Source organism: Streptomyces sp. NPDC059169, from assembly GCF_042755225.1.
Taxonomy (GTDB): Bacteria; Actinomycetota; Actinomycetes; order Streptomycetales; family Streptomycetaceae; genus Streptomyces.
The window spans coordinates 323,579-349,867 of the sequence record NZ_JBHZCF010000003.1 but is presented as its reverse complement, the minus strand read 5'-3'; the positions used below and the strand labels follow the sequence as shown (position 1 = coordinate 349,867).

Here is a 26,289-nt window from a genome sequence, read left to right as displayed (position 1 = left end):
ACAGGCACCGCACCGGACTGATGTCAGTACGTAGTGGCATGCTCGCGTCCATGAACAAGGAGCAGTTCTGGAAGCTGATCGAGAAAGCCCGTGAACACGTACCTGACACCAGGGACGGTTCCGATATCGCCTGCCGTGCCTCCGCGTTGCTTGCTCGCCGCTCAGCCCAAGAGATCACCACGGCACAGCAGACCCTGTGGGATCTCATGGCCGACTCCTACCAGAACCCGCTGTGGGCCGCCGCCTATGTCGTCAACGGCGGGTGCTCGGACGATGGCTTCGACTACTTCCGCGGCTGGCTGATCGCACAAGGACGCTCAATATATGAGCGCGTCGTCGCAGACCCCGACACCCTTGCTGAACTCCCCGGTGTCCTCACTGCCGTGGCTGAGGGTACCGACCTCGACTGCGAAGACATGCTGTGCGTCGCCTGGAACGCCCATCAGAAGGCCACTGGCCGGGAACTTCCCGCCGACGCCTTCACCATCCGGTACCCGGACCTGGACCCTGCCTGGAAGTTCAATTTTGACGACCGTGAAGAGATGGCTCGCAGGCTCCCCGCCTTGACCGCCCTGTATTCGTACTGACAGTAGTCGGCGACGTCCCGTGATTCCGACAGGGCCCAGCCTGAGCTGACCCACCGTAGCCGCTACTCGCGTCCTATCCGGAAGGCCATGATGAGCTGGGACGTGATCCTCCTTCGCCTGCCCGACGGCGTCACCTCGGTGCAGGAGATCCCCGCCGACTACACCCCGGACTCGCTCGGCCGGCGAGACGACGTACTCGCGGCTGTCATCCAGCCCGTGCCCGATGTTGATCTCTCGGACCCCGCGTGGGGTGAACTTTCCGGCCCCACGTGGTCCATCGAGCTCAACATCGGCTCAGAGGAGCCGGTGGACTCCGTCATGCTCCACATCCGGGGCTCCGGAGACGACGTGCTGACGCCCGTCATCCGTCTTGCCGAGGCTCTGCGGTGCAAGGTGCTCGACTGCGCCGAAGGGGACCTGATCACCCCGGGTCAGACATCGGACTGGCACGCTTTCCAGCAGTTCCGCGATCGAGTGGTGGGACCCTCTCAGTGATACCTCCCGGTCACCGCGCCGGCATCCACCCCATGGACCCCGGAGCCCGATCGGGCCTTCTGCCCGGTCGGATGGTCACGTCCGATGAGGGCGACGGAGATGTACAGCCCCTGTGGCTCAGTGACGGGCCGGCCACGGCCGAGCTGTGGACGCGGATGCACGCCGAACACACGCGCTCCGGCCTGTGGCCGCTGCTGCTCGACTCGCTGGATTCGAGCGACGGCGAATTCCGCCCATGGGGATCTGGGGAGGTTTTCCCCGAGCAGATGTCCTCCCCGGCAGGCCACGACCCTGCCAGCCTCCTCGCACAATGGTGGGCGACCCACACAGCCGTCGACGAAGGCGACGACATGCTCGACACCGACGGGCGCCTTGCCGTCACGGTTCCCTTCGGACAGACCTGGCCTGGCCTCGCGCCCAGCCGGGAGACGGCGACGAACCCCGATCAACTGGCCGACGAGTTCGCGCAGGCGTTCCTTGCCGACCGCCCACAGACACGTCTGGGGCTGGTCGCCGCAGCGTCCGGTGCCGAGGCGCTGACGGCCGTGGGCTGGGCCGGACCCTGCAACTACGACAACGACACCGCGAAGTTCTCCGCGGTCCTCCGTGACTGGGAATACCGGTTCGGTGCTCGTATCGTCGCGGTCGGGTTCTCCACGTTGCAGCTCAGCGTCGCCGCGCCACCGGCGGACGAGCACGAGGCTCTCCTGGTCGCGGCCGAGCACTTCGCCTTCTGCCCGGACAACATCTGGCAGGGCAGCAGGCCGTACACACTGGCCGCATACGCCGAGCGGATCACCAGTGCCCACCACTGGGACTTCTGGTGGGACTGATCCGCTACCCAGAAGACGTTCGACCGGGAAGCGGCCTTCAGAGTGCGGTTCTGGGCTGTCGGGCGGCTGGCGACAGCCTGTTCCACCAGTGACTGCACCCGCCAGAGCAGAAGCGCTCGCGGCGCTGCGCGTCGGCAATCGAGAGCACCGCCATCAGCAGCCTGAACGCCTTGCGGCGTTCGTCGTTGAATCAGCCGTTCAAGGCGTTGGACAGCAATCCTGCGATCACCAGGAAGACGACGGCCGCCGCGAGACCGACCCCCAGCATGGCTGCCACCTTGCCGGCAGTCGGCAGCTGGGTCTTGGCGATCTTCACGTTGGCGATCATGCCCAGAGCGCCCAGCCCACCGCCGATCGCGCCGCCTATGAGGAGCAGTCCCAGCGGGAGCAGGGAGAGGACCAGCTGCCACGGGGCGAGTCCGTCAAAGAACTTCTTCTTGGCGAGCGGCGTAGGGGGGCCGACCTGCGGCGACTTTGACATGGCTGGTCCTTCCGATGCGCCCAACGTGCGCAGTCGATTCAAAGCGGGCGGGCGCGAGATGGTGCGCCCGAGCAGAGGGTGCCCGCAGGACGTATCGCACGGGTGTTCGTGATCCTATCTACTTGATGCCGTGCATGCATGCGTCGTGTCGGCCTCCATTCGGGCACGATCTGCGCGCTCCTGGCCGATCTGGTGCTTGAATCGCCATCAATCCGGACGGATCCATTGAACGACGTCGCCTTGCTTCCTGGGGCGTGACCGTGCGACGCCGGGAAGATCGTGGCTCAAGTTGGCCAGGAATCCGATGCGGCCCAGAGCCTCGTCAGGGGAGTTGTCCTGCGCCACGTGCTGTGCGCTTCCGGCCAGATGGCGGATCTCGGTGAACGCCCTGGCCGCCAGAAGCGCGGCTATGTTCCGGTCGAGTTCGCCAAGCAGATGGCTCGCTGTCCTCAGGTCCGTGCAAGTGCCCACCGCCGGTGGCTATTACGCCCCGGGCCCGCTCGGACAGCGGCCGGCCCACCTGCGGCCAGTAGTCGATCCAGCCTGCCATCCCCAGCACGAGCATCCCGGAGGGCGCCGTGACGGTGCCAAGGTCGACATCAGTCTCAGTCATCTGCTGATTGAACAGGCACGAAACCGAAAGGATCAGGATACCGCCGCGTCCGCGGTCCGCGTGGCGCGCTCCTGCGGGGTGTGCTGCTGCGACAGGAGCGGGCCGAGGTGCAGGTGGCGGTCCCAGCGATGGGGCGGACAGGACTACAACCAGGACGACGGCATGGTCAACGTCCCCGGCCGGCCGACACGACTCCGCACCAATGTCGACGAAATCGCCGCCGCAGACCCCACAGGCGTCATCATCGACACGGACGACAACACCCCGCCCAACTCGCCGACACCATCACCGCCTACCTCACGGAAACGAGCCCATGCCCCAGCTTCAGGACGCCTCCGTGGTCGTCGCCCGCACCAATGACGGCCGGGGAGCCGTCCTGTCTCCCGCAGCGCCGGCCACGGGGAGATCTTCCTTCCCGGTGGCCGGCGCGATCCGGGGAAGACTCCCGAGGACTGTGCGCGGCGGGAGCTGAAGGAAGAGGCCGGGGTCGAGGCCACCCGGTGGCAGCATCTCGGCACCTACGCGATCACCCTCGGAAACAACGTCCGCCTGTCGCTGTTCCTCGGCTAACACCTCACGCTCGGACCACCGGAACTCAACGTCACCGAGGAGGACTTCAGGCTGTCCTGGTGGCCGATGAACGAGGTGATCCAGGCCGCGCAGGACGGCCGGCTCCACCTCCCCGGCGGTCCCCTCGCCCTGCTGTTCGCCGACCGCACCCAACCCAAGGAGCACCTGAATGCTGAAACGTACGGGAACTGTCGCGGCCGCTGCTGCCGTTGCCGCACTTGCCCTCCCCGCCGACGCCCACGCCGCCGCCATCGCCTGCGGCGGGTCCGTCTCGACCCAGGGCATCTCCGGTAACGGCTGTATCAGCGCGGAGCGGTGGAAGGACGGCCACGTCTTCATGCGCAACATCACCGCGCACACGGTCCTGACGAATACGCGCCCGCACGCCTCCTGGGTCGAGTACGAGGCGTACTTCCGCGTCGTCTCGGGCGGTCACTGGGTGAAGATCGGCAACGGGCGTACTGTCGTCCAGCGACGGTCCACGGCCGGCCCCATCGCCATCGGCTCCACGGACCGCGTCTGCGGCCCGGTCAACGTCAAGGTCGAGATCCGCGTCCATGTCAGGCCCGCAGGGGGCGCCTGGTCCAACTGGAGCAGCGCCGCGACCTCCCAGTGCCAGACCTGACGCTGCCAGACCTGAGCATCAGCACACGCAGCGCCCCCGCTTCCGCGACCAGGAGGACGGGGGCTCTCGCTGTTTTCTGCGGTGGTCAACCTCGCGCTTTCATGAAGCGGTCTGTCCGGCAAGTGATCAGGCAAGCAGAAGTTGGAGTCCAGCTCCTTCGACGCCAGCGCGAGCGCCTCTGCGATCCGGTCGACAATTCTGCCCACGGTTGTCATGTTGGTGTCAGTGCAGGCCGTGAACGTGGCCTGGTGCCAACGAGCGAGCCCGGTCACACTCGTATGACCACCGAGGCGCGTTGCCGCACGCCCCAGGTGGATGGCACCGAGAACCAACGGGATCTCCCGAAAGGCGAAACGGTGGAGAACAGTGGGCACTGCGACACGAGGACGGGAGTCGCCGTCGACTCGGACCCGACAGCGAGGTGGCCCGTTTCAAGAGCGAGTGGTTGCCTCCTTCTGGGCCGCGAGTTCTCCGGCCGGCGCACCGCGTCCGTGGTCGCCCGTGGAGCACACCTGCGGCAACGGGCCTTCTGGCGGGGACGGGTATCCACCCGCTCCCTTCCGCCCGCGAGCCGACGAGCGCGTCCAGGACGGTCCGCAACTGGCTATGCGGGTGGGGCGCTGGATGCCGTCGAGCGGCGGGGGGCGGCCGGGCGGAGCTCTTGTCCGGCGGCCAGTTCGCGGTAGGTGGAGCTGGTGCCGAGCAGTTCCTCGTGACGTCCGATAGCGGTGGCGTGGCCGTTGTCCAGCACGATGATCTGGTCCGCGTGCTGGACTGTGGAGAGGCGGTGGGCGATCACCAGGATGGCGCACTCCTGGGCGACGTCCTTCATCACCGTGGTCAGCGCCGTCTCGTTGATCGCGTCGAGGTGTGACGTGGGTTCGTCCAGCAGCAGGAGTTGAGGACGGGCCAGTAGGGCGCGGGCGAGGGCGACGCGTTGGCGCTCGCCTCCCGAGAGGGTGTTGCCGCGGTCGCCGAGCACGCCGGACAACCCGCCGCTGAGGCGGCGTACGACGTCGTCGAGCCGGGCGAGTTCGACGACGCGTTGCACGTCGGCGTCGGTGGCGTCGGGCACGGCGTAGGCGATGTTGTCGCGCAGCGTGCCCTGAAGGACATGGGTGTTCTGGTCGACGACGGCTATCCGCTGGCGGCATTCCGCGCGTGACAGTTCCGCGGCGGGCTGCCCGTCGAAGAGAACGGTCCCGGAGTCCGGTTCGTAGAACCTGGCTACCAGTGCGAAGATCGTGCTCTTCCCGGCACCCGACCGGCCGACCAGTGCCGTCTGGCAACGGTGCGGGACGTCGAAGGTCACGCCCTGCAGGACCGGCCGGTCGGGGACGTAGCCGAATGTCAGGTCCCGCACGGCAAGGGCCGGTCCCTCGTACGAGGGGCTCTGCCGGATCGCGGGTTCACGCGTCCGCACCCGTGCCTGTGCCGGTGAAGGCTCTGCGGGGAGGGCGAGGGCGTGTTCGATGCGCTGGTAGGCGCCCATGCCGCGCTGCATCAGGCCGACGGCACGGAAGACCGATGACAGCGGCAGGACGAGGTAGGAGGCGTACAGCAGGAAGGCGACCAGGTCGCCGAGGGAATTGGCGTGACCGGTGACGCTGAGTCCGCCGATGACCAGGACGATCAGGAAGGAGCCCTGGACGGCGAGTTCGACGGCCGGGCTCATCAGAGAGGCGAGCTTCGCCGTCCCTACGCCGGCATCGTGTGCGGATTCGATGCGTTCGCCGATGCGCTGTGCTTCCCGGTCTTCTGCGCGGTGCACCCGCACCATGGGGAGAGCGCCGAGCGCGCGCTCGAGGTCGGCTGCGATCGCGCCGACGGAATTCTGCATGCGTTCGGAGGCGGCCCTGATGCCCTTCAGCAGCGAGGCCACGACCGCTGCGGCCACCCCGACGGTCAAGGCGACCAGGACAAGCAGGAGCGGGGCGATCCACGCCATCAGGACGATCGCACCTGCCGCGACGAGGGCTCCGGTGACGAGTTCGACGAGGGCTTGGGACACCACTTCTCTGAGCAGGGCGGTGTCGGTGGTCACCCGGGAGATCAGGTCGGCGCTGCGGCGACGGTCGTACTCCCGCATTTCCAGCCGCAGCAGGTGCGAGACCAGCCCGTGGCGGAGCTGTCGTACGACTCCTTCGCCCATGCGTTCCAGGAGGAAACGGCCGACGGCTCCGGTGGCGGCTTCGGTGACGAACAGCGTGGCCAGCAGGAGGAGTAGCGGCCAGAACGCCCGCGCGGAGCCGCTCGTGTCGATGATCTGCTTGGCGACGAGTGGCTGGGCGAGCCCGAGGGCGGAGCCCGTGAGGGTCAGGACGGTGGCGACGATGACGGGGCGCCGGTGCCCGGTGGTCAGGTGGTACGTGGCGGCAACCGCGGCCCGGGTTGAGCGGTCCGGAGCCGATGCACGGGAGCACGTCATGGGCTGGGCGGCCGGTGCGCGGTGACGGGCTCCACGACGAGCAGCCGCGTGAAGTAGTCGTCGGGCACGCCTTCGCCGACGGGTCGGCCCTCTGCCTCGATCCACGCGTGCGCGTTGAACGGGGGCACCATGCTCGCGCCCGTGCACCACGTGGGCCAGCTGCCTGCCAGCCGGCACAGCAGGGCAGCGCCCAGCGAGCGGGGGAGACAACCCTTCGGCCCGGCGCAGAGCAGGCTGACTGCGCACATGGCGTCCCTGGCGTTCCTCGCCCGTGTGGTGGTGGCCGGCGCGGCTCCACGGCGTACGGCGCCGAGGACGGCGCGGATCCGGCGCGGTGGGAGAAGCGAGAGCGCGACGGCCGGGAGCAGCACGAAGCGGGCGGCCATGCGCCGGGAGAAGGGGACGCCGCTGGGCCGTTCCAGGGCGCTGGGTGTGGTCACGCGGCCAACCCTGCCTTCCGCAGTTCCTCCACGAGAGCCCTGACGTCCTGCGTCGCCCGCTCGTGCTCGATGTCGAACTCCGTGACGAGCGCGTTGACGGCTTCTGCCTCGTCGCCGCCTCCGATGAGGGTCTGCACCACCACACTGCCGGTGGGGTTGAGCTCCCAGTAGATTCCGCTGCGCTGATCCAGCAGGACTGTGCCGTAGTCCGTCTTCGCAGTGGAGACGTCCGAGCCGAACCGCAATGCCATGGTGGGTGAATGCTTTTCTCTGGACGCGAGGGCGTCTAGCGGGTGCGGGTGCGGGTGCGGGTGGGGGACAGGCCGCGCAGCCAGACCTCAGCAGCGATGGTGGAGTAGAGGATGGCGTCGCGCAGCCCGGGGGTGGAGGGGCGTTGGGCGAGGCTCCGCAGTACGTTCCCGTCCACCAGCCCGAGGTGTTCCAGCCGCGAGTCCTCCCACAGGGCAAGCAGGTCGGCTCGGTGCCGGCGTAGCCCGTCTGCGGCGTCCATGGAGGCCGCGGCCTTGTTGGTACGCCGCAGGCACGCCTCGGGCACGATGCCTCGCATGGCCTCGGTGAGGAGTGGTTTGTAGGTCCAGGGCGACACACGCTCGCTCGGCCGAACGGCGAGGCATGCCTCGATGACGCGGTCGTCGAGGAACGGAGAGGCCATGGGCACACCGGCCTTGGCGGCCATGCGGTCCCATTGGCGGATGATGCGGGTGCCGGAGCGGATCTGCTCCAGGTCGGCGTGCAGGCCGCGGTCCGGGTGGAGCGGCCTGGCCGTCACGGCCGCCCCGCGCAGTGCCCGCTGCGCCATCCGTTCGGCGTCGGGGGTGACCCAGTCGAAGAGTCGTGGGGGCATGCCCCAACCGAGGCTGGTGGTCACGGTGGCGGGGAGGGGGGCACGCAGGTGGTTGCTGGAGTCGGCGAGCCACTTTCCGTAGGGGCGGGAGTCGGTGAGGGCGCGGACCGTCGTGCCGAGAGGCCACTGCCAGAGGGCTCTGAAACCGCGCAGCTGTTTCAAGGCGAACAGGGGGCGGGTACGCGCCAGTCGGTGGTAGTACGCCTCCGAGCACCAGGCCACGTGGTCGCCGCCGATGCCGGTCAGGTGCAGCCGACTGCCCCGCTCGGCCATGGCCGGCAGGTGGTGAAGGACCCTCGAGCGGTCCATGACGCCGATGGTGGGTTCGTCCAGCAGGTCGTCGATGGCGAGCAGGTTGTCGTAGACCAGCGGTGAGGCGTCGGCGTCCCACACCACGTGTTCGACGTCCGGCAGGTGCTTTGCCGCCAACTCGGCCCAGTGCAGATCCGTGTCGGCGGGATCGCGTCCCGGCCAGGTGCTGGCCACCACTTTGGCGGGGGACTGGCTGGCGAGGAAACACATGGAGGTGGAGTCCAGGCCGCCCGAGAGGTCGCAGCTGACGGTGCCGCCCTGGGCGGTGCGGGCGTCGACGGCTTCGGTGAGGGCCTGGCGAACCAACGGGGCGCCGTCGGCAAGTGTGCGGACCGGCTCGGGCGGCGTCCACCAGCGCGAGTAGCGTACGGTCCGCCCGTCCGAGGCGACCATCAGCGCGTCCTGCGGAGGGACGGCCGCGACGTCACGCCAGAGCGACGTCTCGAGCAGCGGATGGGGGACCGGCCACAGCAGTCGCACCGCCAGCCGTTCTTCATCCGGCTCTGCACCGAGCGCCTCGGCGAGTACGTCCGCGCGGGAAGCGGCCACCTGTACGCCGTCCACAGCTGCGTGGAAGACCAACCGAAGCCCCGACGCCGTGCCCTGCACCCTGAGACCGCCGCCCAGCGCGGCAACCAGGTGGAAGCTGCCGGGCAGTGAGCGGGCCAGCGCGTCGAGTTCCGTCAGTGCGCGTAGGTGTTCCGCGTGGCGCTTCAGTTCGGTGGCGTCGATCGGGCAGCAGCCGACGACGGCGAGGGACGCAGGTCCGGCGTTTGCCGTGACGACTTCCTGGTCACCCCACTGCCCCACCAGCCACGGTCGGCCTGACGGGTGCTTGAGGATCCGTGCTCCGGGGTGGGCGAAGGAGCGGGCTGCGGCGGCAGCGTCTTCGCGATCGGTGAAGACCGCGAAGTACGCGTCACCGCAGCCCGTCCCCGCACTTGCGTGCGATGCAGTCATGACGTCAGGTCAGGAACCGTCCGTCGTCAGTTCTTGCTCAGGATCAACCGGTCGTTGCCGGAGCTCTGCAGGAGCCCGGTCTTCTTCCGGAACGTCCCGAGCCGGACCAGCGTCGGTGCTTCGTATGCCTTCTTCATGTCATCTCCTCAGGTGCGGATTGCACGACCGGGTCCCTACCGGCGGCGCACGGGAACTCCGTCCGCCGCCGGCCTGCCTCAGGCTCATGGGAGCCTCAGGAACGAGGAAGCGGGCGCAGCACATAGCTATCGGTATTACCCGGTGGTGAGACAAGTCCCCCAGAGAAAAACGGATGATATGCAAAGTTCGAATTCGACCAGACGGTGTGCCGTCATCATCTGCTTCGTCGAAGATTGCACAATTGAAGAAGGTTATCTGTGGGACCTGGCAGAATCGTTTCTACCAGTGTGGTGATCGCCGACCGCAGGTCCTGTTGCGCGAAGGCGGCGATGAGTAGTGCGCGAGGCTGTCGGGAGCGCGCGCCGCTCGCACGCGTGCGCTTTCCTTCTCGTTCCTTGCTCGAACGACCAGGATGCTTCCCGGCGTCGGCGGCCTGCCGCACGTCGATCTCCGCCACTCGTCCGAGGGGGGGATGTCGTCGTGCCGACTGCGACCGGGCAGTCCGGAAGGCCCGCGGGGCCAGACCCGCAACCGCGGGAAGCTCGGCTCCAGGGGCGGGCGGCCCAACCGCCGGGGTCGTTCGGCCCATGCGCGTGACGCCGGCCATCGTCGAGACTGGTTCCACAGCGGTCCCTTGCGCCGTGGCGCGGGCTGCCGGCGGAGTTCGTGGCTCCCGAGCGGAAGGGGCCTCCGTAGCGAACCGGCCTCCGTGGCGAGCGGGCCCGAGGGGACGGGGCGAGCAGCACACCAGGAGACGTGCGATGACCGATGCACCCCACACCGTGAGCGATGTCATGACCCGTGCGGCCATCGCAGTGGGACGCCGTGCCACCTACAAGGAGATCGTGGCGCTGTTGGAACAGTGGAAGGTCAGTGCGCTGCCGGTGCTGGAAGGCGACGGTCGGGTGATCGGTGTGGTTTCCGAGGCCGACCTGCTGCCGAAGGAGGAGCACCGGCTCGACGAACCCGCCCGGGAGGCGGGCGTTCCGGAAGACGCGGCGAAGGCGCACGCGGTGTCCGCGGAGGAACTCATGTCGACGCCCGCCATCACGGTGCATGCGGACGCCACGCTCGCCGAGGCCGCTCGGATCATGGCGCGGCGCGCGGTGAAGCGGCTCCCCGTGGTCGACGGTGTCGGGGTGCTCGAAGGTGTCGTCAGCCGCAGTGACCTGCTGAAGGTGTTCCTGCGTACGGACGAGGACATCGCCGACGAGGTGTCCCGGTGCGTCCTTGCGGCGCTTCCTCCCGCAGCCGGCGTCGGTGCGTCCGTGGACGACGGTGTCGTCACCCTGCACGGAGTCCTGCCGGACCCTGCACTCGTCTCGCTGCTCGCCCGGGCCGTGCGTGCTGTCGAGGGTGTGGTGGACGTGCGGATCGCCATGGCGTGACCCGAGGGGGCCTGCCCGGCTGCTGTCGCGGGCCGGTCTTCGGGCGCCTCCCGTGCTCCCGGCGGCGCCTGATCCCGTGCCTTCCACGGCAAGAGGCCGAGGGGGCCAGGCCCCCTCGGCCTCCTATCGGTTCGCTCGTGGTTCGCCCGAGGGGCTATTTCGACATGACCGCGCGGATCGTCCCCGCGGTGGTCGCCTCGAATTCGCCGAAGGCCGTCGTGCCGTCCGCGAACTGGGCGTAGGCCCGGGCACCGACGAGATCCAGCACCCTCACCCCTGCCGAGGGGGAACCGGTGAAGTCCGGGTCGACCCCGGAGAACGTCACCTGTTCCCCGGGCGAGAAGCCGGTGAAGTTGGCGATCACGACTTCGGTGTCCACTCCCACGGTGCTGGAGAGCGTTGCCGGGCCCGCGAAGGTGCCCATGCTGTCCCAGGTCACGGGGAACTTGGCCGTACGGCCGCTGATGCCCACCGACCGGACATCGGAACCACTCGCGTTGCTGAGGGTGAGGTTGATGGAGAACGAGTTGAGCGGACCAGCGAATGTGGCCACGACTTCTTCGGCCATGAGCGATCTCCTGTTCCGTCATTGCTGAGCCTCATTCGGCCCATGCGGTTACTCCCCATGGTGGACACAAAAGGGCCCCGAAGGTCATAGCTGAGGACAACCCGAAGGAAGCACAGTATTTCTGAAGGGGATTCAGGAGTGAGGTCGCGCATCCCCCGAATGCATCCATGCGCTGTTTCGCCGTGCCGTGGAACGGGAAATTCACGAGAAATTCTCGGACAATATGAAAAATAAAAGGCCGGGTGAAGTGTCGTCATGGGGCACACGTGCGGTGGTCGAGCATTTGTGCGCGTGACCGCGAAGGGTGTTCGGGGGGTCGACATGCCCGCCGATGTCGTCGATGCGAACGCCTCGACGGTCGTGTGTCGTTGCTCAGGGGAGCGGAACCCCCCCGGGAGTGTTCCTCGAACGGCGGTGCCGAATCCGCGCAAGGGGGGCGGCGTTCACGCAAAGCCCTCCGAGGGGATCGGCAGGTCGTTTCCGGGGCGGTCGTCGTGGTGGCGCTGTGGGGGGCGGCCGGACGGATGAACCGGATTTCTGGCGCGGCTCTGCGAATTGACACCCCATCGCATGATACGAACCCTGATGCTACCCATCGACTGTGTGCATCAGGGGAGGACGAAATGATTTCCCTTTCGAAATGGGGCGTGGTTGCGGCGACGGCGTTGTCGCTGGCGACCCTCGCGGGTTCCGCCGCGGCGTCCAACGACCCGTTCCCCCTGGGCTGGGGCGAGAGCGTCAGGCGCACCGAGATCATCAGCCTGACGTCGATCGGTACGGGCACCACCATGGTCGACAACGGGACCCCGGGACCGGGAACCGGGGACCAGATCATCATCACCGCAAAGCTCTTCCGCAGGGGCGCCGACTACGGCACCGAAGGAGCGGTGTGCACACGGGTCGCACCGCAGACCAGCCTCTGCACGGGCACCTTCATCCTTCCCCGCGGGCAACTGGCGTGGCAGCACCTGCACACCACCCCGGTGGGCGCCCCACCCAGCGACTTCGACATCGCCATCACCGGCGGGACCGGCGCCTACGCGGCCGCCCACGGCTACGCCCACGTCGCCCGCACCTCGGAACAGGGCGGCGCCCTCACCCTGCACCTGGTGCGGTACTGACCCGCGCACCCGCTACACAGGGCCGACACCGCTGCACCGGAAGACGCCGCCCCGCCGGGCTGTGCATCGGCTCGTAGGCGAGTCACCGGCCGGCCGGGCCCGCGACGACCCCGTCGGCATCACCCGGCGTCCCCCGGTTCCCTCCCACGGTGGGGCAACGTGCGTCAGGGAGCCGGGGAGGTTCCGAGCCAATGCCTGCTCTGGAGCGGCAGGGGTGCCGCCTGCGGGGCGACGCTGCTTGCCAGGGGCAGCCGCACGTCGATCCGGGCACCGGGGCCGTCCGGCTTGTCCCGGACGTCGATCCGCCCCGAGTGGAGCGCGGTCTGCTGGGCGACCAGGGTCAGGCCGAGCCCGGAACCCGGGCTGTCGGGACGCCGGTGGAAGCGCTCGAAGACGGCCGGGCGTTCCTCGGGAGCGATGCCCGGACCCTCGTCGTCCACGGTGAGCACGGCGACCGGACCGCCCACCTCCTCCACGCGGCGCAGGACCACCTCCGCCCGGAGGGGGCCGCCGTGGCTGCCGCCGTGCACGAGTGCGTTGGAGAGCAGGTTGTCCACCACCAGGCGAAGCCCCTCCTCCCAGCCCTGGACGACCAGGCCGGACGGGCTGTGCACCACCACCCGCGCCTTCGGGTGGCGGCGGCGCACATCCGCAACGGAGGCGTCGACCACCTCGGCCAGGTCCACGGGGCCGAAGGAGTCCGCCCCGACCAAGTCCCCGTCGGCGAGCGCCTTCAGCATCACCAGCAGCCCGAGCAGCCGGGCGTGCTCTCCCCGCAGGTCCTGGATCACTTCGTGCTGCTCGGTCCTGGGCAGGTCGGGATGGCGTGCCAGGACGTCCAGGTCCGTGCCCATGCTCATCAGGGGGTTGCGCAGCTCGTGGGAGGCGGAGGCGGCGAACGAGCGTGCGGTGGCCAGGGCCTCCGTGGTCCGCAGGGCCTGCTGGTCGTAGCGGGTGAGAGCGGTCTGCAGGGCGCGGGCGAGGTCGTCGACCTCGGTGATCCCGGTCGGTGCGTGGTCCAGGCGCGCGGTACTGGTGAACGGGTCGAGGCCGCTGGTGCGCTGCTGGAGCCGCCGCAGCGGGCGGGTCGCGCGCGCCGTGGCCGCCCAGGCCAGCAGCCCGGCCGCCGGAGCGGCGAGGACGGCGGTGGTGACCACGCGGCGGCGCACCGCGCCCAATTGGGCCCTGGCGGCCGTGTCCGGCGAGAACAGCCACAGCGTTCCGCGGGCCTGCGGGCGTGAATTGGCCACGGGCAGCGACAGCACCCGCCAGCGGGAGCCGGATGCCTCCAACGTCACGGGAACGGGCGCCCGCGCGGGCAGCGGCTCCGAGGAGTCGGGCTGGGGCCCGCCGGACACCGTGCCGTCCGGTCCGACCAGTCGGACGCCGACGTCCATGGCCGCGCTGAAGAGCTTGCGCTGTCGTGCCTGCTCCGCGGCTTGACGGCCGGTTGCCGTCGCCCGCAGCAGGGCTTGGGCGTCCTTCGCCACGGCGTCGGCGCGTTCACGCAGATGGGCGTCCTGCTGGGCGTGCAGGTCCCTGGTCACGAGCTGCAGCAGCAGGAAGCCCGAAGCCAGTACGAGCAGCGGCACGACCGTCCCCGCTGCCAGCGCGATCCGGGTGGACAGCCTCATCGTTCGACCTCCTCGGCAGCCGTGTCCTCGCGCAGGATGAATCCCACGCCCCGCACCGTGTGCAGGATCCGGGGGCGGCCACCGGCTTCGAGCTTGCGCCGCAGATAGCTGACGAAGGTGTCCACCGCATCGGTGCGTACGTCGAAGTCGTACCCCCAGACCCGCTCCAGCAGTTGGTCGCGGGTCAGCACCAGGCCGGCGTTGCGGGCCAGGACCTCCAGCAGCGCGAACTCGCGGCGGGTGAGGGCCAGGGGCACGCCGTCCAGACGGGCTTCGTACCGGGCGGGGTCGATGAGCAGCCCTCCGGTGCTCACCTGGGCGGCGGCCGGTGCCGGCCTTCGGCGCAGCAGGGCGTGCAGCCGCAGCACCAGCTCCTGCAGGGCGAACGGCTTGACCACGTAGTCGTCGGCACCGGCCTGCAGTCCGGCCAGCCGGTCCGCGAGTTCGTCGAGCGCTGAGAGCATCAGCACCGGCACGTCGTTGCCCCCGGCCCGCAGGGTGGCACACACCTCGATCCCGTTCACACCGGGCATCGACACGTCGAGCACCACTGCGTCCGGCGCCGCCTCCGCCACGGCCGCGAGCGCGCTGCGTCCCCCGTCCGCCTCCGCGACCGCGAATCCCTCCAGCCGAAGACCGCGCCCGAGTGCCCTGCGCACGGCCGCGTCGTCGTCGGCCACCAGCACCCGTCCCGCGTGCACGCTCCCTCGCATGGCGGCGATGATATGCGGGGCCGCCCACCACGGGCAGTCCCGTTCCGGGGCGGCACACGCACCGTTCGCATGCCCCCGAACCGTTCGCGGCGGGCGATCGGCCACCGAGGAGACCCGGTATTCCGGTCAGCGGCCCCAGCGGGGAGAGCGCAGCCGCGGCCGCCGCGAGAAGACGCGCCGCAAGGATCCCCTCCTGCACCGTCCCACCCGTAGCGGCGCGTGTGACGGCCCCAGCAGCGAGCGTCGGCACGACGACGATCCGGCAACGTCAGCAACTCCGCCCGGTGACGCGTCTCCTCTGTGAAAACGTGGATGCGGAAGCACAGTGGGCGAAGTCCCAAGACCGGTCCCGACCGGCTCCCGGGCTACTGGTGCCCTCGCGGGCCGGGCGTCGCCCGCGGGCACGCGTGCCGGATCCGTGCGACGCCCCACCATGCGGACGACGGTGTTCCGGACGTCTTGAGGATCATTTGAGACAGGACGGCTGTCGCGAGTGCACTCACCTGACCTACCGTCTCCTTGATCGTTTTCAGTTACGTCCAGGGGGAATCAACACCGTGTCCGACAGTACGAGCCAGGTCCCAGGCACACCACAGGCGTCACCGGCCCACAACGGATCCGCCGCGGCGATCGGGTGGATCCTCACCATCGGGCTCAACGTCGTCGCGCCGATCATCACCTACAACACCTTGGCCGACCACGGGTGGAGCGAGTTCGGTGCGCTCCTGGTCAGTGGCGTCTGGCCGGTGGTCGACAGTGCGATCCACATCGCCTGGCACCGCAAGCTCGACGAATTCGCCGTCGTGACCCTGGCGTTCATGTTGGTCACGGCCCTCGTCTCACTCGTCGGCACGCATTCGGCCCGTGCCCTGCTGGTGAAGGACTCCGCCGTCACGGGGCTGTTCGGAGCGCTGTGCCTGGCGACCCTGCTCGCGCGGCGTCCATTGATGTTCTACTTCGGCCGGAGGTTCGCCACCGACGGCACTGCGCAGAGCACCGCCTGGTGGAACGGCATGTGGCAGTACGAGGGCTTCCGCACCACCCTGAGGACGATGACGGTCGTGTGGGGTGTCGCCTACCTCATCGAGGCGGCGGTTCGTATCGGCCTGGCGTACGTCCTGGACACCGGGACCATGGCGTCGCTCAGCCCTGTCATGATCTACACCGTTCTGGGCGGTCTCATCCTGTGGACCACGCTCTACGGCAAGCGGTCGCGGCAGCGCGGGGAGGCCCGCGCGGCGGCGGTAGCGGAAGCCGCCTGACGCCGGCACCCGCCCGCGGAACCGGTGCGTGCCGACCCGGCCTCGGCCTCCGCTACCACTGTGCCCGGTCGAGGGGCTGCGGCCCGGGGTCGGCCCCGGGGCTTCCGGCGCCCTTCCCCGGCCCGGGGCCGTACGAGGGGCCGCTGCCCGCCGCCGGGTCACGAAGGGCGCGGCGGGGCGGAACAGACCGGAAGCGTTGCCTCCGTCGGGTGAAATACGGCCGAATCATGCGTAGACCAGATAGATGCCTGGGGCATGTAGTGGGGATCGGTATGCCGGATCTTCGGAAGCGAGGCCGTGATGGCGGAATCCGTTGCCTTCCCCCAGGACCGCACCTGTCCCTACCACCCGCCGGCCGCGTACGACCCCTTGCGGGAGGCCGGGCAGTTGGCGCGCGTGACCCTCTTCGACGGACGCACCGTGTGGGGCGTCACCGGACACACCGCGGCCCGCGCGCTCCTCGTGGACCAGCGGCTCTCCACCAACTCCACCCACCAGGACTTCCCCGCGCTCACCGAACGCTTCGCGGCCGTACGCAGACGCCGACGTGCTGCTCTGCTCGGTTTCGACGACCCTGAGCACAACCTCCAGCGCAGGAAACTCATCCCGAGTTTCAGCCTCCGGAGGATCGGTGAACTCCGGCCGCGCATCCAGGACATCGTGGACCGGCTCCTGGACGACATGGTCCAGCAGGGTCCCCCTGCCGAGCTGGTGGAAGCGTTCGCCCTGCCCGTGCCGTCCATGGTCATCTGCGAGTTGCTGGGCGTGCCCTATGCCGACCACGACTTCTTCGAGGAGCAGTCGCGCCGGCTGCTCCGCGGTCCCACGGCGGCGGACACGGAAGAGGCCCTGGATCTGCTGCGGGACTACCTGGGGGCGCTGGTCGAACGCAAGCGCCGCGAACCCGGTGACGGGCTCCTCGACGAACTCATCGCCCAGCAGGACGCAGAGGGGCAGTTCGACAGGGAGGAGATGATCGACCTCGGGTCGATCCTGCTCATCGCCGGCCACGAGACCACGGCCAACATGATCTCGCTCGGCACCTTCACCCTGTTGCAGCATCCGCAGCAACTGGCGGACCTTCGGGCGGACCCGGCGCTGCTGCCGGCCGCCGTCGAGGAGCTGCTGCGGTTCCTGTCCATCGCGGACGGGATGGTGCGGGTGGCGACCGCGGACATCGAGATCGCCGGGAGGACCATCCAGGCGGGCGAGGGCGTCGTCTTCCCCACGTCGGTCATCAACCGTGACGCCGGTGCCTACCTGTCCCCGGACGTACTGGACTGGCACCGTTCGGCCCGCCACCACATCGCGTTCGGATTCGGTATCCACCAGTGCCTGGGGCAGAACCTCGCTCGAGCGGAGATGGAGATCGCATTGGGTACGCTCTTCGGCCGTTTGCCCGGCCTCCGGCTCGCGGTGCCGCCGGCGGAGATCCCGTTCAAACCGGGGGACACCATCCAGGGGATGCTCGAGCTTCCGGTGGAGTGGTGAGAGCCGTGACGGTCAGGATCGAGGTCGACAGGGACGTGTGCATCGGCGCGGGGCAGTGCGCCCTGACGGCACCGAACACCTTCACCCAGGACGACGACGGCTTCAGTGCTCTGCTGGCCGGCAGGGAGGACGGGGGCGGGGACCCGCTGGTCCGGGAGGCCGCGCGGGCCTGCCCGGTCCAGGCGATCTCCGTCACCGCCGACCGGTAGCGAGGGTGCAGCACGGGCGGCGCGGCCCACCCACCTGGCCGGCCCGCGCGCGGCGGGTGCCGGCGCGCGCTCCCGTCCGCCCGTGGCGGGTGGCGCCGCGGTCGTCGCCCCGGCACCGCGGTGCGACGCGGGGACCCTGCCCTCACGGCGGGGGTGGGGGCCGCCGACCCTGCCGGCCGTGAGGGGGATCCCGTTCCTGCGCGGTCGGCGCGTGCCGACGACCCGTACGGGGAACGAGTGCCGCATGGGCATCGACGCGGCGGACCGCGACCCCGGTCTGTTCGGTCCGGGCTCCGTCACCTGGCAGATGCACGGTGACCCCATGATGTGGATCGCCGGGGTACGGGCGTTGTACCTCCAGGCCCTGCACCCCCGCGCGGTGCGCGGCGTCATGATCAACAGCTCCTTCACGGACGATGCCTGGGGGCGGCTGCTACGGACCGCGGACTTCGTCGGCACCATCACCTACGGCACCACCGCGGCGGCGGAGCGGGCCGGGGCGCGCGTCCGCAGGATCCACCGGCTGCTCGGCGTGGACGATCCCGAGCTGCTGCTGTGGGTGCACTGCGCCGAAGTGGACTCCTACGTCGACGTGCTCCGCCGCTCCGGGTTCCCGCTCGATGACGCCCAGACCGACCGGTACGTCGACGAACACCGGACCAGCGCCCGGCTCGTCGGACTCGACCCGGCGCGGGTGCCCGCCACCGCCGCGGAGCTCGCCGGCTACTTCGCGGCGGTACGGCCGGAGCTCGCCGCCGGTGCCGACGCCCGCACGGTCGACGCCTTCCTGCGCCGCCCGCCCGTCCACACCTGGCTCGTCCCGGCGCGCGAACTGCTCTGGCGGCGCGTTGCGGCCCTCGCCTACAACGCCCTGCCCCGCTACGCCCACGCGTTGTACGGCCGCCCGGCACCCCCTCCCGAACGGGTCACCCACCAGCTCATCGCCGTGGGGAACGCCCTGCGCTGCATTCCCGCAGGGTTGCGTTGGAAGCTGCCGCCGGGCCACATCCTCAGGGCGACGGCGCGACTCGGCCCCGACGCGCGGCCCGCCCCGTACACACTGCGCACCCAGGCGGCCATACTGGACGGGCCGGGGAGGGCGGAGCGAAACGACGGGGGCGACACCACACGATGGGGGAAACCAGGCTGATCCACGGCCGGTACCGGCTGCTCGACCTGATCGGGCGCGGTGGCATGGGCGAGGTGTGGCAGGCGCGCGACGAGTCACTGGGGCGGCGCGTCGCCGTCAAGTGCCTCAAACCGCTGGGACCGCAGCAGGACCCCTCGTTCGTCCAGGTGCTGCGCGAACGCTTCCGCAGGGAGGCCAGGGTGGCCGCGTCGCTGCAGCACCGCGGCGTCACCGTCGTGCACGACTTCGGAGAACACGAGGGAGTGCTCTACCTGGTGATGGAGCTGCTGGAGGGACGCAACCTCAGCCAGCTGCTCGAGGACAACAAGCAGCACCCGCTTCCGGTGCCCGACGTCGTCGACATTGCCGACCAGGTCGCCGACGCCCTCGCCTACACCCACGAACAGGGCATCGTCCACCGCGACTTGAAGCCGGCCAACATCATGCGGCTCACCGACGGCACGGTGAAGATCTGCGACTTCGGCATCGCCCGCCTGGGTCACGACATCGGCTTCACGTCACGACTCACCGGTACGGGCATCGCCATGGGCACCCCCCACTACATGTCGCCCGAGCAGATCAGCGGTGGTCAGATCGACCACCGCAGCGACCTGTACTCCCTGGGGTGCGTGCTGTACGAGATCGCCACCGGCGTCCCGCCGTTCGACCTGGACGACGCCTGGGGCATCCTCGTGGGCCATCGGGACACCCCGCCCGTACCGCCCCGCTCCCACCGGGCCGAACTTCCCGACTTCATCGACCGGATCGTCCTCGACCTGCTCGCCAAGACGCCCGAGGGCCGTCCCACGGACGCCAAGGACATGCGGCGCAGGATCATCGCGGCCCGGTCCGCCCCGGTGCCGGTCAGCCCACCGGTGGCGTCGCCCCGGCACCCGCACGCGGTGCGCGAACGACGGCTGCCGTCCTGGACCCACGGCATGACCACGGGCCACAAGGCCGTCGGCACCGCCGTGCTCGGCTCCGCCCCGCCGGACTACTCGGCGGGCCTCACCGGCGAGTGGACCACCCCGGTGGATCTGAGCGGGCGGTTCCCGGCCCGGCCGATCCGCTCGGAGCGTCCCACTCCGTCCCCGGACGTGCTCGCGGTCCTCACCGGCAGGCACAACGCGGCTCTCAGCCTGAGCCGGTTGGGCCGCTGGGAAGAGGCGGGCGAAGTGCACCGCGCGGTCGCCGCGGAACGGGAGTACGCGCTCGGTCCGGACCATCCCGACACGCTGGCCAGCCGTTACGAAGTCGGCTTCACCCTCGCCAGGACCGGGCGCACGGCGGACGCGCTGCGCGAGTTCGGTCGGGTAGCCGAGGGACGCGAGCGGACCATGGGCGCCGACCACCCGGAGACGCTGGCCGCGCGCCAGGAAACGGCGTACGTCCTCGGCCAGCTGGGCCGCCACTTCGAAGCGCACCAGGTCTACACGGCGGTGCTCGCCTCGCGGGAGCGGACCGTCGGCCCCGACCATCCCGACACCCTGCGCTGCCGCCACAACCTCGCGTTCAACCTGGGCCGGCTCGGCCGGCTCGAGGACGCGTACCGGATGGCGCAGGAGGTGGCTGACGCGCGCGCCCGGGTGCTGGGCGCCGGGCACCCGGACTCCCTCGTCTCGCGCTACGAAGTCGCCTACGCGCTGGGGCAGCTGGGCAGATGGGCGGAAGCGCTGCAGACCTACCACGAGGTGGCGGCGGCGCGTGCGCAGGTGCTCGGCGCCGACCACCCGGACACCCTCTCCGCGCGCTACGAGGTCGGGATCAGTCTCGGCCGGCTCGGTCGCAGCGCCGAGGCACTGGAGCTCTACCGCAGCCTCGTCGACGACCGGACCCGGGTGCACGGCGCCACCGACCCCGAAACGCTGCGCGCCCGGCACGGACTCGGTGTCAACCTGGGGCGGCTGGCGCGCTGGGAGGAGGCCCTCGCCGAAGCGCGGGAGGTCTACGCCCTCCGGGAACGGGCGCTGGGCCCCGAGCACCCGGATACCCTCGTCAGCCGCCGAGAGGTCGCCGTGGGCCTCGGCTGGCTCGGCCGGTGGAGCGAGGCCCTGGCCGTCTACCGCCAGGTCGCCGACGCCCGGGAGAAGGTGCTCGGCACCACCCATCCCGATGCCCTGGCCAGCCGCAACGACGAGGCGCACTGCTTGGAGCAGCTGGGCAGGCGGGGCGAGGCGGTCGACCTCTACCGTCGTGTCGCAGCGCTGCGACAGCAGTACGCCGGCCGCGGCCGCTGAAGCGCGTGCCGTACGAGCCTCGGCCCTCCTGACGGCCCGCCGGGCCCGCGGCCCCGCCCGCGGTCGCGCCGCCACCGGCCCGACCGCACACTGGCACCATGACGGACGTCGCCGAACAGGAGCGTCGCGGTCGCGCCGCCCGCAAGCGGGTACCCCGCTCCTCGCACGGTCGCTGGATACCCGCCGCGGACCGGCCGGAGCCGCTGGCCGTCCTCCAGGAGCAGGCGAAGAGCCGGGAGCCGGAGCTGGTCCCCATCCGCTACGGCCGGATGGCGGTGTCCCCCTTCACCTACTTGCGGGGCGCCCCGGCCGTCATGGCGGCCGACTTCGCCGCCCTCCCGCACAGCGGACTCAGCGTGCAGCTCTGCGGCGACGCCCACCTCCTGAACTTCGGAGTGTTCGCCTCCCCGGAACGCGTTCTCCTGTTCGACCTGAACGACTTCGACGAGACCCTGCCCGGCCCCTTCGAGTGGGACGTGAAGCGCCTGGTGGCGAGCGTGGCCGTGGCCGCGCGCGACAACGGCCACCCGGATGAGAAGGCCCGTCGTGCGGCGCTTGCCGCGGCCGAGTCGTACCGGGCCTCCATGCGCCGGCTCGCCGGCCTCAGCGAGCTCGAGGTGTGGTACGAGCGGATCGCCGCCGAGGACCTCTTCCCCCTCGTGCAGAAGCTGGAACGAGCCCGCTTGGAGGCGCGAATCGCCAAGGCGCGCCGGCGGACCAGTCTGAACGCCCTGGAGAAGCTGACCGAGGTCGTCGACGGTCGACGCCGCATCGTCCTGGACCCTCCGCTCCTCGAAGCGGTCGAAGGGCTCGACGCGGCCTCCGTCCGCAAGATCCTCAGCGACTACCGGAGCACGCTGCCCGACGACCGCCGCGTGCTGCTCGACCGCTTCCAGTTCGTCGAGGCGGCCCGCAAGGTCGTCGGGGTCGGCAGCGTGGGCACCCGCTGCTTCGTGGCGCTGATGACCGGCCGGGACGCGGACGATCCGCTGTTCCTCCAGATCAAGGAGGCCCAGAGGTCCGTTCTCGAGCCCCACCTCGCGCCGTCGACGTTCCGCCACCAGGGGCAGCGGGTGGTTTCGGGCCAGCGGCTCCTCCAGGCGGCGAGCGACATCTTCCTGGGCTGGGTCAGCGGTCCCCAGGGTCGCCACTTCTACTGGCGGCAATTGCGCGACATGAAGGGGTCGGCGGACATCGACGGCATGTCCCCGACGCTGCTGCGCGAGTACGCGGGGCTGTGCGGGCGGGCGCTCGCCCGCGCCCACGCCAGGTCGGGGGAGCGGATCGCCATCGCCGCCTACGTCGGTGCCTCCGACACCTTCGACCGATCCATGGCCGATTTCGCGATGGCCTACGCGGACCGAACGGCGGAGGACCACGCCGCCCTCCTGACGGCCATCGCATCGGGCGGCGTCCCGGCCCTCGCGGGCGTCTGACGATCGGGTACGGCCCGCCGTGCGCGGAGCCGGCCCGGGCACGTCCGTGCGGGGGGCCGTGCGGCGTCGGAGCTCCCCGGAGCAGGCCGAAGGGGGCGCCGGCCGGAGCGGCACGGGCGACACGTCGTGGCACGCGGCTGGCGGGTTGCGTTCACCGCGGATCTCCGACGGCTGCGCCGCAGGCGGCACCGGTGTGCCTCGCCTGACGGAGCGTCCGCCCCCTGGTCCGCGCGATCATCACGTGTTACCAAGAGGCATGCCAGCAGCCACTGCAGAATCGTTCGGTCGATCCGTGTACGACGTCGTCATCGTGGGCGGCGGTCACAACGGGCTCGTCGCCGCCGCGTACCTGGCCGGAGCCGGGCGCTCGGTGCTCGTCCTGGAACGCCTCGGGCACACGGGCGGGGCGGCGGTCTCCACCCGCCCGTTCGCCGGGGTCGACGCCCGGCTCTCGCGGTACTCCTACCTGGTGTCCTTGTTGCCGGACAAGATCGTCAGGGACCTCGGCCTGCGCTTCGCGGTGCGCAAGCGAACCGTTTCCTCGTACACGCCGGTGACCCGGGACGGCCGGGCGACCGGGCTGCTCGTGGGGAGTGGGCGGACCCGCGGTTCCTTCGCCGACCTCACCGGGTCCGACCGTGAGTTCGCGGCGTGGGAGTCGTTCTACGGTGTGACCCGGCGCGCGGCAGAACGGATCTTCCCGACGCTCACCGAACCACTGCCGGCCCGTGAGGACCTGCGGTCCCGGGTCGACGACGACGTGACCTGGCGGATGCTGTTCGACGAGCCGATCGGCGCCGCGATCGAGGAGCGCTTCACCGACGACCTGGTCCGCGGCGTCGTGCTCACCGACGCGCTCATCGGCACCTTCGCCGACGCCCACGACCCGTCCCTCGTCCAGAACCGCTGCTTCCTGTACCACGTCATCGGCGGCGGCACCGGTGACTGGGACGTGCCCGTGGGCGGCATGGGCGCCCTCACGGACGCACTCGCCGAAGCCGCCCGCGCGGCTGGGGCGGAGATCGTCACCGGACACGAAGCGGTCCGGATCGACACCGACGGAGTGGACGCCGAGGTCGCCTTCCGAACCGACCACGGGGAGGGCGCCGTCGCCGCCCGCACCGTGCTCGTCAACGCCTCTCCCCAGGCCTTGGCCGCACTGCTCGGCGACGAGCCGCCCGCGCCCGCGGAGGGAGCCCAGCTGAAGGTCAACATGCTGCTGCGCCGGCTGCCGCGCCTGCGCGACCACGCCGTCGACCCGCGCCAGGCGTTCTCCGGCACCTTCCACATCGCCGAGGGCTACGGCCAACTGGCGGCCGCCTACGCGCAGGCTGCGGCCGGGAGGCTGCCGGAGGCGCCGCCGTCGGAGATCTACTGCCACTCGCTCACCGACCCGTCCATCCTGGGCCCCGAACTGGTCGCACAGGGCTACCAGACCCTGACGCTCTTCGGCCTGCACGCTCCGGCGCGCCTCTTCGCCGACGACCACGACGCGACCCGCGACGCCCTGCTGAAGGCCACGCTCGCCGAGCTCGACGCCCATCTCGAGGAGCCGATCGCGGACTGCCTGGCGCTCGACGGCGACGGGCGGCCGTGCATCGAGGCCAAGACCCCGCTCGACCTGGAGCGCGACCTGCGGCTGCCCGGTGGCCACATCTTCCACCGCGACCTGTCCTTCCCCTACGCGGACGGAGCAACCGGGCGCTGGGGCGTCGAAACGGCGCGTGCGAACGTGCTGCTGTGCGGTGCCGGAGCGGTGCGGGGCGGCGGGGTCAGCGGTGTCCCCGGCCACAATGCGGCGATGGCGGCGCTGGGTCGGTAGTCGCCCCTCAGAGGGAGACGACGACCTTGCCCCGGGCCTGACCCCGCTGCGCGTACCGGATGGCCTCGGGCACCTCGGCCAGCGGGAACGTGCGGTCCACGACCGGCACGACGGTGCCGCTCTCGATGGCCTCCCGTAGGGACCGGAGGTCTTCCGGGCGTTCCACGGTGAACAGCGCGCGCAGCTTGTGACGCACGAACGGCGCCAGCAGGACCGCGCGGAGCACCCGCTCGGTCCCACCCAGCCACCTTCCCTCCCCCTCGCCCCCGATGATGACCAGGGTCCCCCCGGGGGCGAGGGCACGCCGCAGCTGCCGCAGGGGGCGGTTGCCCGCGGCGTCGAGGACGAGGTCGTACCGGGGCCCGTGTTCTGCGAAGTCCTGACGCGTGTAGTCGACGACCTCGTCGGCACCGATCGAGCGGACCAGTTCCGCCTTCGCCGTGCTGCACACCGCGGTGACACGCGCCCCGTACTCCTTGGCCAACTGCACCGCGAACGTGCCCACACCGCCGCCCGCACCGATGACCAGGACCTGCTGCCCCGGCTCCACCCGCCCCTTGTCGCGCAGCGCCTGCAGCGCGGTCAGGGCCGACACCGGGACGGCCGCGGCCTGTTCGAACGTGACGTTGGCGGGCTTCGCGACGAACCGGTCCTCCGGAGCGCAGGCGTACTCGGCGAAGGTTCCCTCGCTGGTGCCGAACACCTCGTCGCCCGCCCGGAACCGGGTCACGCCGTCACCGACGGCCTCGACCACGCCTGCGACGTCCCTGCCACGGATACGGACCTTCGGGCGCCGCAGCCCGAAGCCCATCGTGCGCAGCAGCAGGGGCAGGCCCGTCATGAGGTGCCAGACCCCCGGATCGACACCCGCCGCCCGGACCCGGACGAGCACGTCACCCGGACCCGCCACGGGCGTGGGGACGTCCCTGAGTTCGAGCACGTCGACCGGTCCGTACACGTCCTGGACGATCGCTTTCATCGGGGCCTTCTTTCGTGGATACCCCGGCCTTCAGGCCGGGGAGGAAGCGAAGCTCCTGCGGAGCAGGGCAGGGAGAGCCGGTTCGCCGCCGGGGCGGACCGGCGTCCACCGGGCACCGGTCAACAGCCGTCACGCACACGGAAGCTGATGCAATGTGAGGCATGGCGCAGTCCCGCCTCCAGGGCGGGGGAGGAAGTCAAGATGCGTCTCCTGCACTGTCGGGGTACTGGAACACCGCGTCGAGCGGCACCTTGAAGACCCGGGCGATCTGGAAGGCCATCTCCAGGGAGGGGGAGTAGCGTCCCCGCTCGATGGCGATGACGGTTTGCCGGGTCACTCCGATGCGTTCGGCCAGGTCCGCCTGCGTCATCTCACCGTGCGCGAAGCGCAGGGCGCGGATCTGGTTGGTGACCCTGGTCGGCTTCACCACGGGAAGCCCCGGCGGTAGGCGAAGATCTTGGCCACGGAGCCCAGGACCGCCGACAGGGCGAACGCCAGGTAGATCGCGTTGGCGATCCAGAACGGCGGCGTTTCGGCCATCGCCATGCCCATCGCCGCCAGGCCCCCGATGACGACGAAGGAGTGGCCGACGTACTCGCCGAACCGGCCGATCTCCTTGTCCCGCTGGTCCTTGCGGCGGGCGTTTCCCTTCGCGGTGAGCGAGACCGCGACCTCCAGCACGATCGACGCCGCGATTGCCGCGACGACCGTCCACACCAGCGTGGATACGTACGACACCTCGGCGAGGGGTGTGTGGTCGGCTCGGCTCAGGACGACGGTCAGGTAGACCGCGTACGTGCCGAGCGTGACGACGGCCATGATCCAGGCGCGCTTCTCTTCGAACGCCATGCCCTCTCCCATGTAAAAGAAAGTTGACATGAGAAAAGTAAAGCAGTGCGGACACGGTGTCAAACATTCTTTACCTCTCGCAGATGGTCCTCCCGCCGCGGCGA

At 70.2% G+C, this 26,289-nt stretch carries 27 protein-coding genes and 1 pseudogene; 14 read left to right on the top strand and 14 right to left on the bottom strand.

The annotated features are described in order from the left end of the window. Positions 1-50 precede the first annotated feature (50 nt). The 3 genes from ACFXOM_RS07765 to ACFXOM_RS07755 all read left to right on the top strand — a co-directional run bounded on the left by ACFXOM_RS07765 (position 51) and on the right by ACFXOM_RS07755 (position 1,915). The gene (locus tag ACFXOM_RS07765) at positions 51-587 is read left to right on the top strand and encodes a DUF4240 domain-containing protein (RefSeq protein ID WP_385037338.1); all 537 of its coding nucleotides are present in this window, start codon (positions 51-53) and stop codon (positions 585-587) included. A gap of 102 nt (positions 588-689) precedes the next feature. Then, entirely contained in the window at positions 690-1,082 is a 393-nt protein-coding gene (locus tag ACFXOM_RS07760) for a hypothetical protein (RefSeq protein WP_384944853.1), read from the top strand. Between the two features lie 71 nt (positions 1,083-1,153). Continuing rightward, positions 1,154-1,915 (top strand): DUF4253 domain-containing protein, encoded by a 762-nt coding sequence (locus ACFXOM_RS07755; protein WP_384944855.1) that lies wholly within the window; start codon positions 1,154-1,156, stop codon positions 1,913-1,915. 37 nt (positions 1,916-1,952) lie between these two features. Here ACFXOM_RS07755 and ACFXOM_RS07750 read toward each other — a convergent pair. The 3 genes and pseudogenes from ACFXOM_RS07750 to ACFXOM_RS07740 all read right to left on the bottom strand — a co-directional run. Next, positions 1,953-2,087: pseudogene (locus tag ACFXOM_RS07750) on the bottom strand (DUF5958 family protein); the annotation flags it as partial. Between the two features lie 18 nt (positions 2,088-2,105). Beyond that, complete coding sequence (locus ACFXOM_RS07745; RefSeq protein ID WP_384944857.1) at positions 2,106-2,396, bottom strand: hypothetical protein; 291 nt, start codon at positions 2,394-2,396, stop codon at positions 2,106-2,108. A gap of 207 nt (positions 2,397-2,603) precedes the next feature. Next, positions 2,604-2,867 carry a hypothetical protein gene (locus ACFXOM_RS07740; protein ID WP_384944859.1) on the bottom strand — a complete coding sequence of 88 codons (264 nt, stop codon included), beginning with the start codon at positions 2,865-2,867 and terminating at the stop codon, positions 2,604-2,606. 547 nt (positions 2,868-3,414) lie between these two features. Between ACFXOM_RS07740 and ACFXOM_RS07735 the strand changes: the two genes are divergently transcribed. Both ACFXOM_RS07735 and ACFXOM_RS07730 read left to right on the top strand, forming a co-directional pair. After that, positions 3,415-3,579, top strand: a complete 165-nt coding sequence (locus ACFXOM_RS07735; protein ID WP_384944922.1) for an NUDIX hydrolase — start codon at positions 3,415-3,417, stop codon at positions 3,577-3,579. Positions 3,580-3,748: 169 nt separating this feature from the next. Continuing rightward, complete coding sequence (locus ACFXOM_RS07730) at positions 3,749-4,204, top strand: hypothetical protein (protein WP_384944861.1); 456 nt, start codon at positions 3,749-3,751, stop codon at positions 4,202-4,204. A gap of 604 nt (positions 4,205-4,808) precedes the next feature. Here the strand turns inward: ACFXOM_RS07730 and ACFXOM_RS07725 are convergent. From ACFXOM_RS07725 to ACFXOM_RS07705, 5 genes are read right to left on the bottom strand one after another with little or no spacing between them, the layout of a single operon-like run. After that, positions 4,809-6,632, bottom strand: a complete 1,824-nt coding sequence (locus tag ACFXOM_RS07725) for an ABC transporter ATP-binding protein (RefSeq protein ID WP_384928384.1) — start codon at positions 6,630-6,632, stop codon at positions 4,809-4,811. Continuing rightward, positions 6,629-7,072 carry a lasso peptide biosynthesis B2 protein gene (locus ACFXOM_RS07720; protein ID WP_384928381.1) on the bottom strand — a complete coding sequence of 148 codons (444 nt, stop codon included), beginning with the start codon at positions 7,070-7,072 and terminating at the stop codon, positions 6,629-6,631. Before ACFXOM_RS07720 ends, ACFXOM_RS07725 begins: the two co-directional genes overlap by 4 nt. Continuing rightward, positions 7,069-7,323: a lasso peptide biosynthesis PqqD family chaperone gene (locus tag ACFXOM_RS07715; RefSeq protein WP_384928379.1), complete on the bottom strand. Its 255-nt coding sequence runs from the start codon at positions 7,321-7,323 to the stop codon at positions 7,069-7,071. The genes ACFXOM_RS07720 and ACFXOM_RS07715 overlap by 4 nt, the downstream gene beginning before the upstream one ends. Before the next feature lie 35 nt (positions 7,324-7,358). Further along, positions 7,359-9,209: a lasso peptide isopeptide bond-forming cyclase gene (locus ACFXOM_RS07710; RefSeq protein ID WP_384928377.1), complete on the bottom strand. Its 1,851-nt coding sequence runs from the start codon at positions 9,207-9,209 to the stop codon at positions 7,359-7,361. 26 nt (positions 9,210-9,235) lie between these two features. Then, on the bottom strand, positions 9,236-9,346 hold the full coding sequence (locus ACFXOM_RS07705; RefSeq protein WP_107050258.1) for a keywimysin-related RiPP: 111 nt from the start codon (positions 9,344-9,346) through the stop codon (positions 9,236-9,238). 762 nt (positions 9,347-10,108) lie between these two features. Between ACFXOM_RS07705 and ACFXOM_RS07700 the strand changes: the two genes are divergently transcribed. After that, positions 10,109-10,735: a CBS domain-containing protein gene (locus tag ACFXOM_RS07700; protein WP_384928374.1), complete on the top strand. Its 627-nt coding sequence runs from the start codon at positions 10,109-10,111 to the stop codon at positions 10,733-10,735. Between the two features lie 154 nt (positions 10,736-10,889). Here the strand turns inward: ACFXOM_RS07700 and ACFXOM_RS07695 are convergent, their stop codons facing one another. Further along, complete coding sequence (locus ACFXOM_RS07695) at positions 10,890-11,303, bottom strand: hypothetical protein (protein WP_384928371.1); 414 nt, start codon at positions 11,301-11,303, stop codon at positions 10,890-10,892. A 623-nt stretch (positions 11,304-11,926) separates the two neighbouring features. On the opposite strand from ACFXOM_RS07695, the gene ACFXOM_RS07690 reads away from it, so the two are divergent. Then, positions 11,927-12,424, top strand: coding sequence for a hypothetical protein (locus ACFXOM_RS07690; protein WP_384928368.1), 498 nt, complete (start codon positions 11,927-11,929; stop codon positions 12,422-12,424). 164 nt (positions 12,425-12,588) lie between these two features. Here the strand turns inward: ACFXOM_RS07690 and ACFXOM_RS07685 are convergent, their stop codons facing one another. Together ACFXOM_RS07685 and ACFXOM_RS07680 are read right to left on the bottom strand one after the other, a co-directional pair. Next, complete coding sequence (locus ACFXOM_RS07685; protein ID WP_385037335.1) at positions 12,589-14,058, bottom strand: sensor histidine kinase; 1,470 nt, start codon at positions 14,056-14,058, stop codon at positions 12,589-12,591. Beyond that, positions 14,055-14,771 carry a response regulator transcription factor gene (locus tag ACFXOM_RS07680; protein ID WP_384928362.1) on the bottom strand — a complete coding sequence of 239 codons (717 nt, stop codon included), beginning with the start codon at positions 14,769-14,771 and terminating at the stop codon, positions 14,055-14,057. The genes ACFXOM_RS07685 and ACFXOM_RS07680 overlap by 4 nt, the downstream gene beginning before the upstream one ends. Positions 14,772-15,328: 557 nt before the next feature. On the opposite strand from ACFXOM_RS07680, the gene ACFXOM_RS07675 reads away from it, so the two are divergent. From ACFXOM_RS07675 to ACFXOM_RS07645, 7 genes are all read left to right on the top strand, one after another. Further along, positions 15,329-16,033, top strand: coding sequence for a VC0807 family protein (locus tag ACFXOM_RS07675; protein WP_384928359.1), 705 nt, complete (start codon positions 15,329-15,331; stop codon positions 16,031-16,033). A gap of 300 nt (positions 16,034-16,333) precedes the next feature. Beyond that, positions 16,334-17,524: a cytochrome P450 gene (locus tag ACFXOM_RS07670; protein ID WP_384928356.1), complete on the top strand. Its 1,191-nt coding sequence runs from the start codon at positions 16,334-16,336 to the stop codon at positions 17,522-17,524. Between the two features lie 5 nt (positions 17,525-17,529). Next, a complete protein-coding gene (locus ACFXOM_RS07665) occupies positions 17,530-17,733 on the top strand; it encodes a ferredoxin (RefSeq protein ID WP_384928354.1) in 204 nt (67 codons plus the stop codon). Positions 17,734-17,977: 244 nt separating this feature from the next. Continuing rightward, a complete protein-coding gene (locus ACFXOM_RS07660; protein WP_384944924.1) occupies positions 17,978-18,883 on the top strand; it encodes an oxygenase MpaB family protein in 906 nt (301 codons plus the stop codon). After that, the gene (locus ACFXOM_RS07655; protein WP_384928351.1) at positions 18,865-21,099 is read left to right on the top strand and encodes a tetratricopeptide repeat protein; all 2,235 of its coding nucleotides are present in this window, start codon (positions 18,865-18,867) and stop codon (positions 21,097-21,099) included. Before ACFXOM_RS07660 ends, ACFXOM_RS07655 begins: the two co-directional genes overlap by 19 nt. Positions 21,100-21,197: 98 nt before the next feature. Next, on the top strand, positions 21,198-22,535 hold the full coding sequence (locus ACFXOM_RS07650; RefSeq protein WP_384928348.1) for a DUF2252 domain-containing protein: 1,338 nt from the start codon (positions 21,198-21,200) through the stop codon (positions 22,533-22,535). A gap of 256 nt (positions 22,536-22,791) precedes the next feature. Further along, positions 22,792-24,357 carry a phytoene desaturase family protein gene (locus ACFXOM_RS07645; protein WP_384928345.1) on the top strand — a complete coding sequence of 522 codons (1,566 nt, stop codon included), beginning with the start codon at positions 22,792-22,794 and terminating at the stop codon, positions 24,355-24,357. A 7-nt stretch (positions 24,358-24,364) separates the two neighbouring features. Here the strand turns inward: ACFXOM_RS07645 and ACFXOM_RS07640 are convergent, their stop codons facing one another. The 3 genes from ACFXOM_RS07640 to ACFXOM_RS07630 form a co-directional block, all read right to left on the bottom strand. Then, entirely contained in the window at positions 24,365-25,336 is a 972-nt protein-coding gene (locus ACFXOM_RS07640; RefSeq protein ID WP_384944867.1) for an NAD(P)-dependent alcohol dehydrogenase, read from the bottom strand. A gap of 196 nt (positions 25,337-25,532) precedes the next feature. Then, complete coding sequence (locus ACFXOM_RS07635; RefSeq protein WP_384944869.1) at positions 25,533-25,766, bottom strand: helix-turn-helix transcriptional regulator; 234 nt, start codon at positions 25,764-25,766, stop codon at positions 25,533-25,535. Then, the gene (locus ACFXOM_RS07630; RefSeq protein WP_384928337.1) at positions 25,760-26,215 is read right to left on the bottom strand and encodes a hypothetical protein; all 456 of its coding nucleotides are present in this window, start codon (positions 26,213-26,215) and stop codon (positions 25,760-25,762) included. The genes ACFXOM_RS07635 and ACFXOM_RS07630 overlap by 7 nt, the downstream gene beginning before the upstream one ends. Positions 26,216-26,289 lie beyond the last annotated feature (74 nt).

Coding starts and splice junctions, on each gene's coding strand:
- ACFXOM_RS07765 (WP_385037338.1), top strand. CDS start 51: ATGAACAAGGAGCAGTTCTGGAAGCTGATCGAGAAAGCCCGTGAACAC.
- ACFXOM_RS07755 (WP_384944855.1), top strand. CDS start 1,154: ATGGTCACGTCCGATGAGGGCGACGGAGATGTACAGCCCCTGTGGCTC.
- ACFXOM_RS07745 (WP_384944857.1), bottom strand. CDS start 2,396: ATGTCAAAGTCGCCGCAGGTCGGCCCCCCTACGCCGCTCGCCAAGAAG.
- ACFXOM_RS07730 (WP_384944861.1), top strand. CDS start 3,749: ATGCTGAAACGTACGGGAACTGTCGCGGCCGCTGCTGCCGTTGCCGCA.
- ACFXOM_RS07725 (WP_384928384.1), bottom strand. CDS start 6,632: ATGACGTGCTCCCGTGCATCGGCTCCGGACCGCTCAACCCGGGCCGCG.
- ACFXOM_RS07715 (WP_384928379.1), bottom strand. CDS start 7,323: ATGGCATTGCGGTTCGGCTCGGACGTCTCCACTGCGAAGACGGACTAC.
- ACFXOM_RS07710 (WP_384928377.1), bottom strand. CDS start 9,209: ATGACTGCATCGCACGCAAGTGCGGGGACGGGCTGCGGTGACGCGTAC.
- ACFXOM_RS07705 (WP_107050258.1), bottom strand. CDS start 9,346: ATGAAGAAGGCATACGAAGCACCGACGCTGGTCCGGCTCGGGACGTTC.
- ACFXOM_RS07700 (WP_384928374.1), top strand. CDS start 10,109: ATGACCGATGCACCCCACACCGTGAGCGATGTCATGACCCGTGCGGCC.
- ACFXOM_RS07695 (WP_384928371.1), bottom strand. CDS start 11,303: ATGGCCGAAGAAGTCGTGGCCACATTCGCTGGTCCGCTCAACTCGTTC.
- ACFXOM_RS07690 (WP_384928368.1), top strand. CDS start 11,927: ATGATTTCCCTTTCGAAATGGGGCGTGGTTGCGGCGACGGCGTTGTCG.
- ACFXOM_RS07685 (WP_385037335.1), bottom strand. CDS start 14,058: ATGAGGCTGTCCACCCGGATCGCGCTGGCAGCGGGGACGGTCGTGCCG.
- ACFXOM_RS07680 (WP_384928362.1), bottom strand. CDS start 14,771: ATGCGAGGGAGCGTGCACGCGGGACGGGTGCTGGTGGCCGACGACGAC.
- ACFXOM_RS07670 (WP_384928356.1), top strand. CDS start 16,334: ATGGCGGAATCCGTTGCCTTCCCCCAGGACCGCACCTGTCCCTACCAC.
- ACFXOM_RS07660 (WP_384944924.1), top strand. CDS start 17,978: ATGGGCATCGACGCGGCGGACCGCGACCCCGGTCTGTTCGGTCCGGGC.
- ACFXOM_RS07655 (WP_384928351.1), top strand. CDS start 18,865: ATGGGGGAAACCAGGCTGATCCACGGCCGGTACCGGCTGCTCGACCTG.
- ACFXOM_RS07650 (WP_384928348.1), top strand. CDS start 21,198: ATGACGGACGTCGCCGAACAGGAGCGTCGCGGTCGCGCCGCCCGCAAG.
- ACFXOM_RS07645 (WP_384928345.1), top strand. CDS start 22,792: ATGCCAGCAGCCACTGCAGAATCGTTCGGTCGATCCGTGTACGACGTC.
- ACFXOM_RS07640 (WP_384944867.1), bottom strand. CDS start 25,336: ATGAAAGCGATCGTCCAGGACGTGTACGGACCGGTCGACGTGCTCGAA.
- ACFXOM_RS07630 (WP_384928337.1), bottom strand. CDS start 26,215: ATGTCAACTTTCTTTTACATGGGAGAGGGCATGGCGTTCGAAGAGAAG.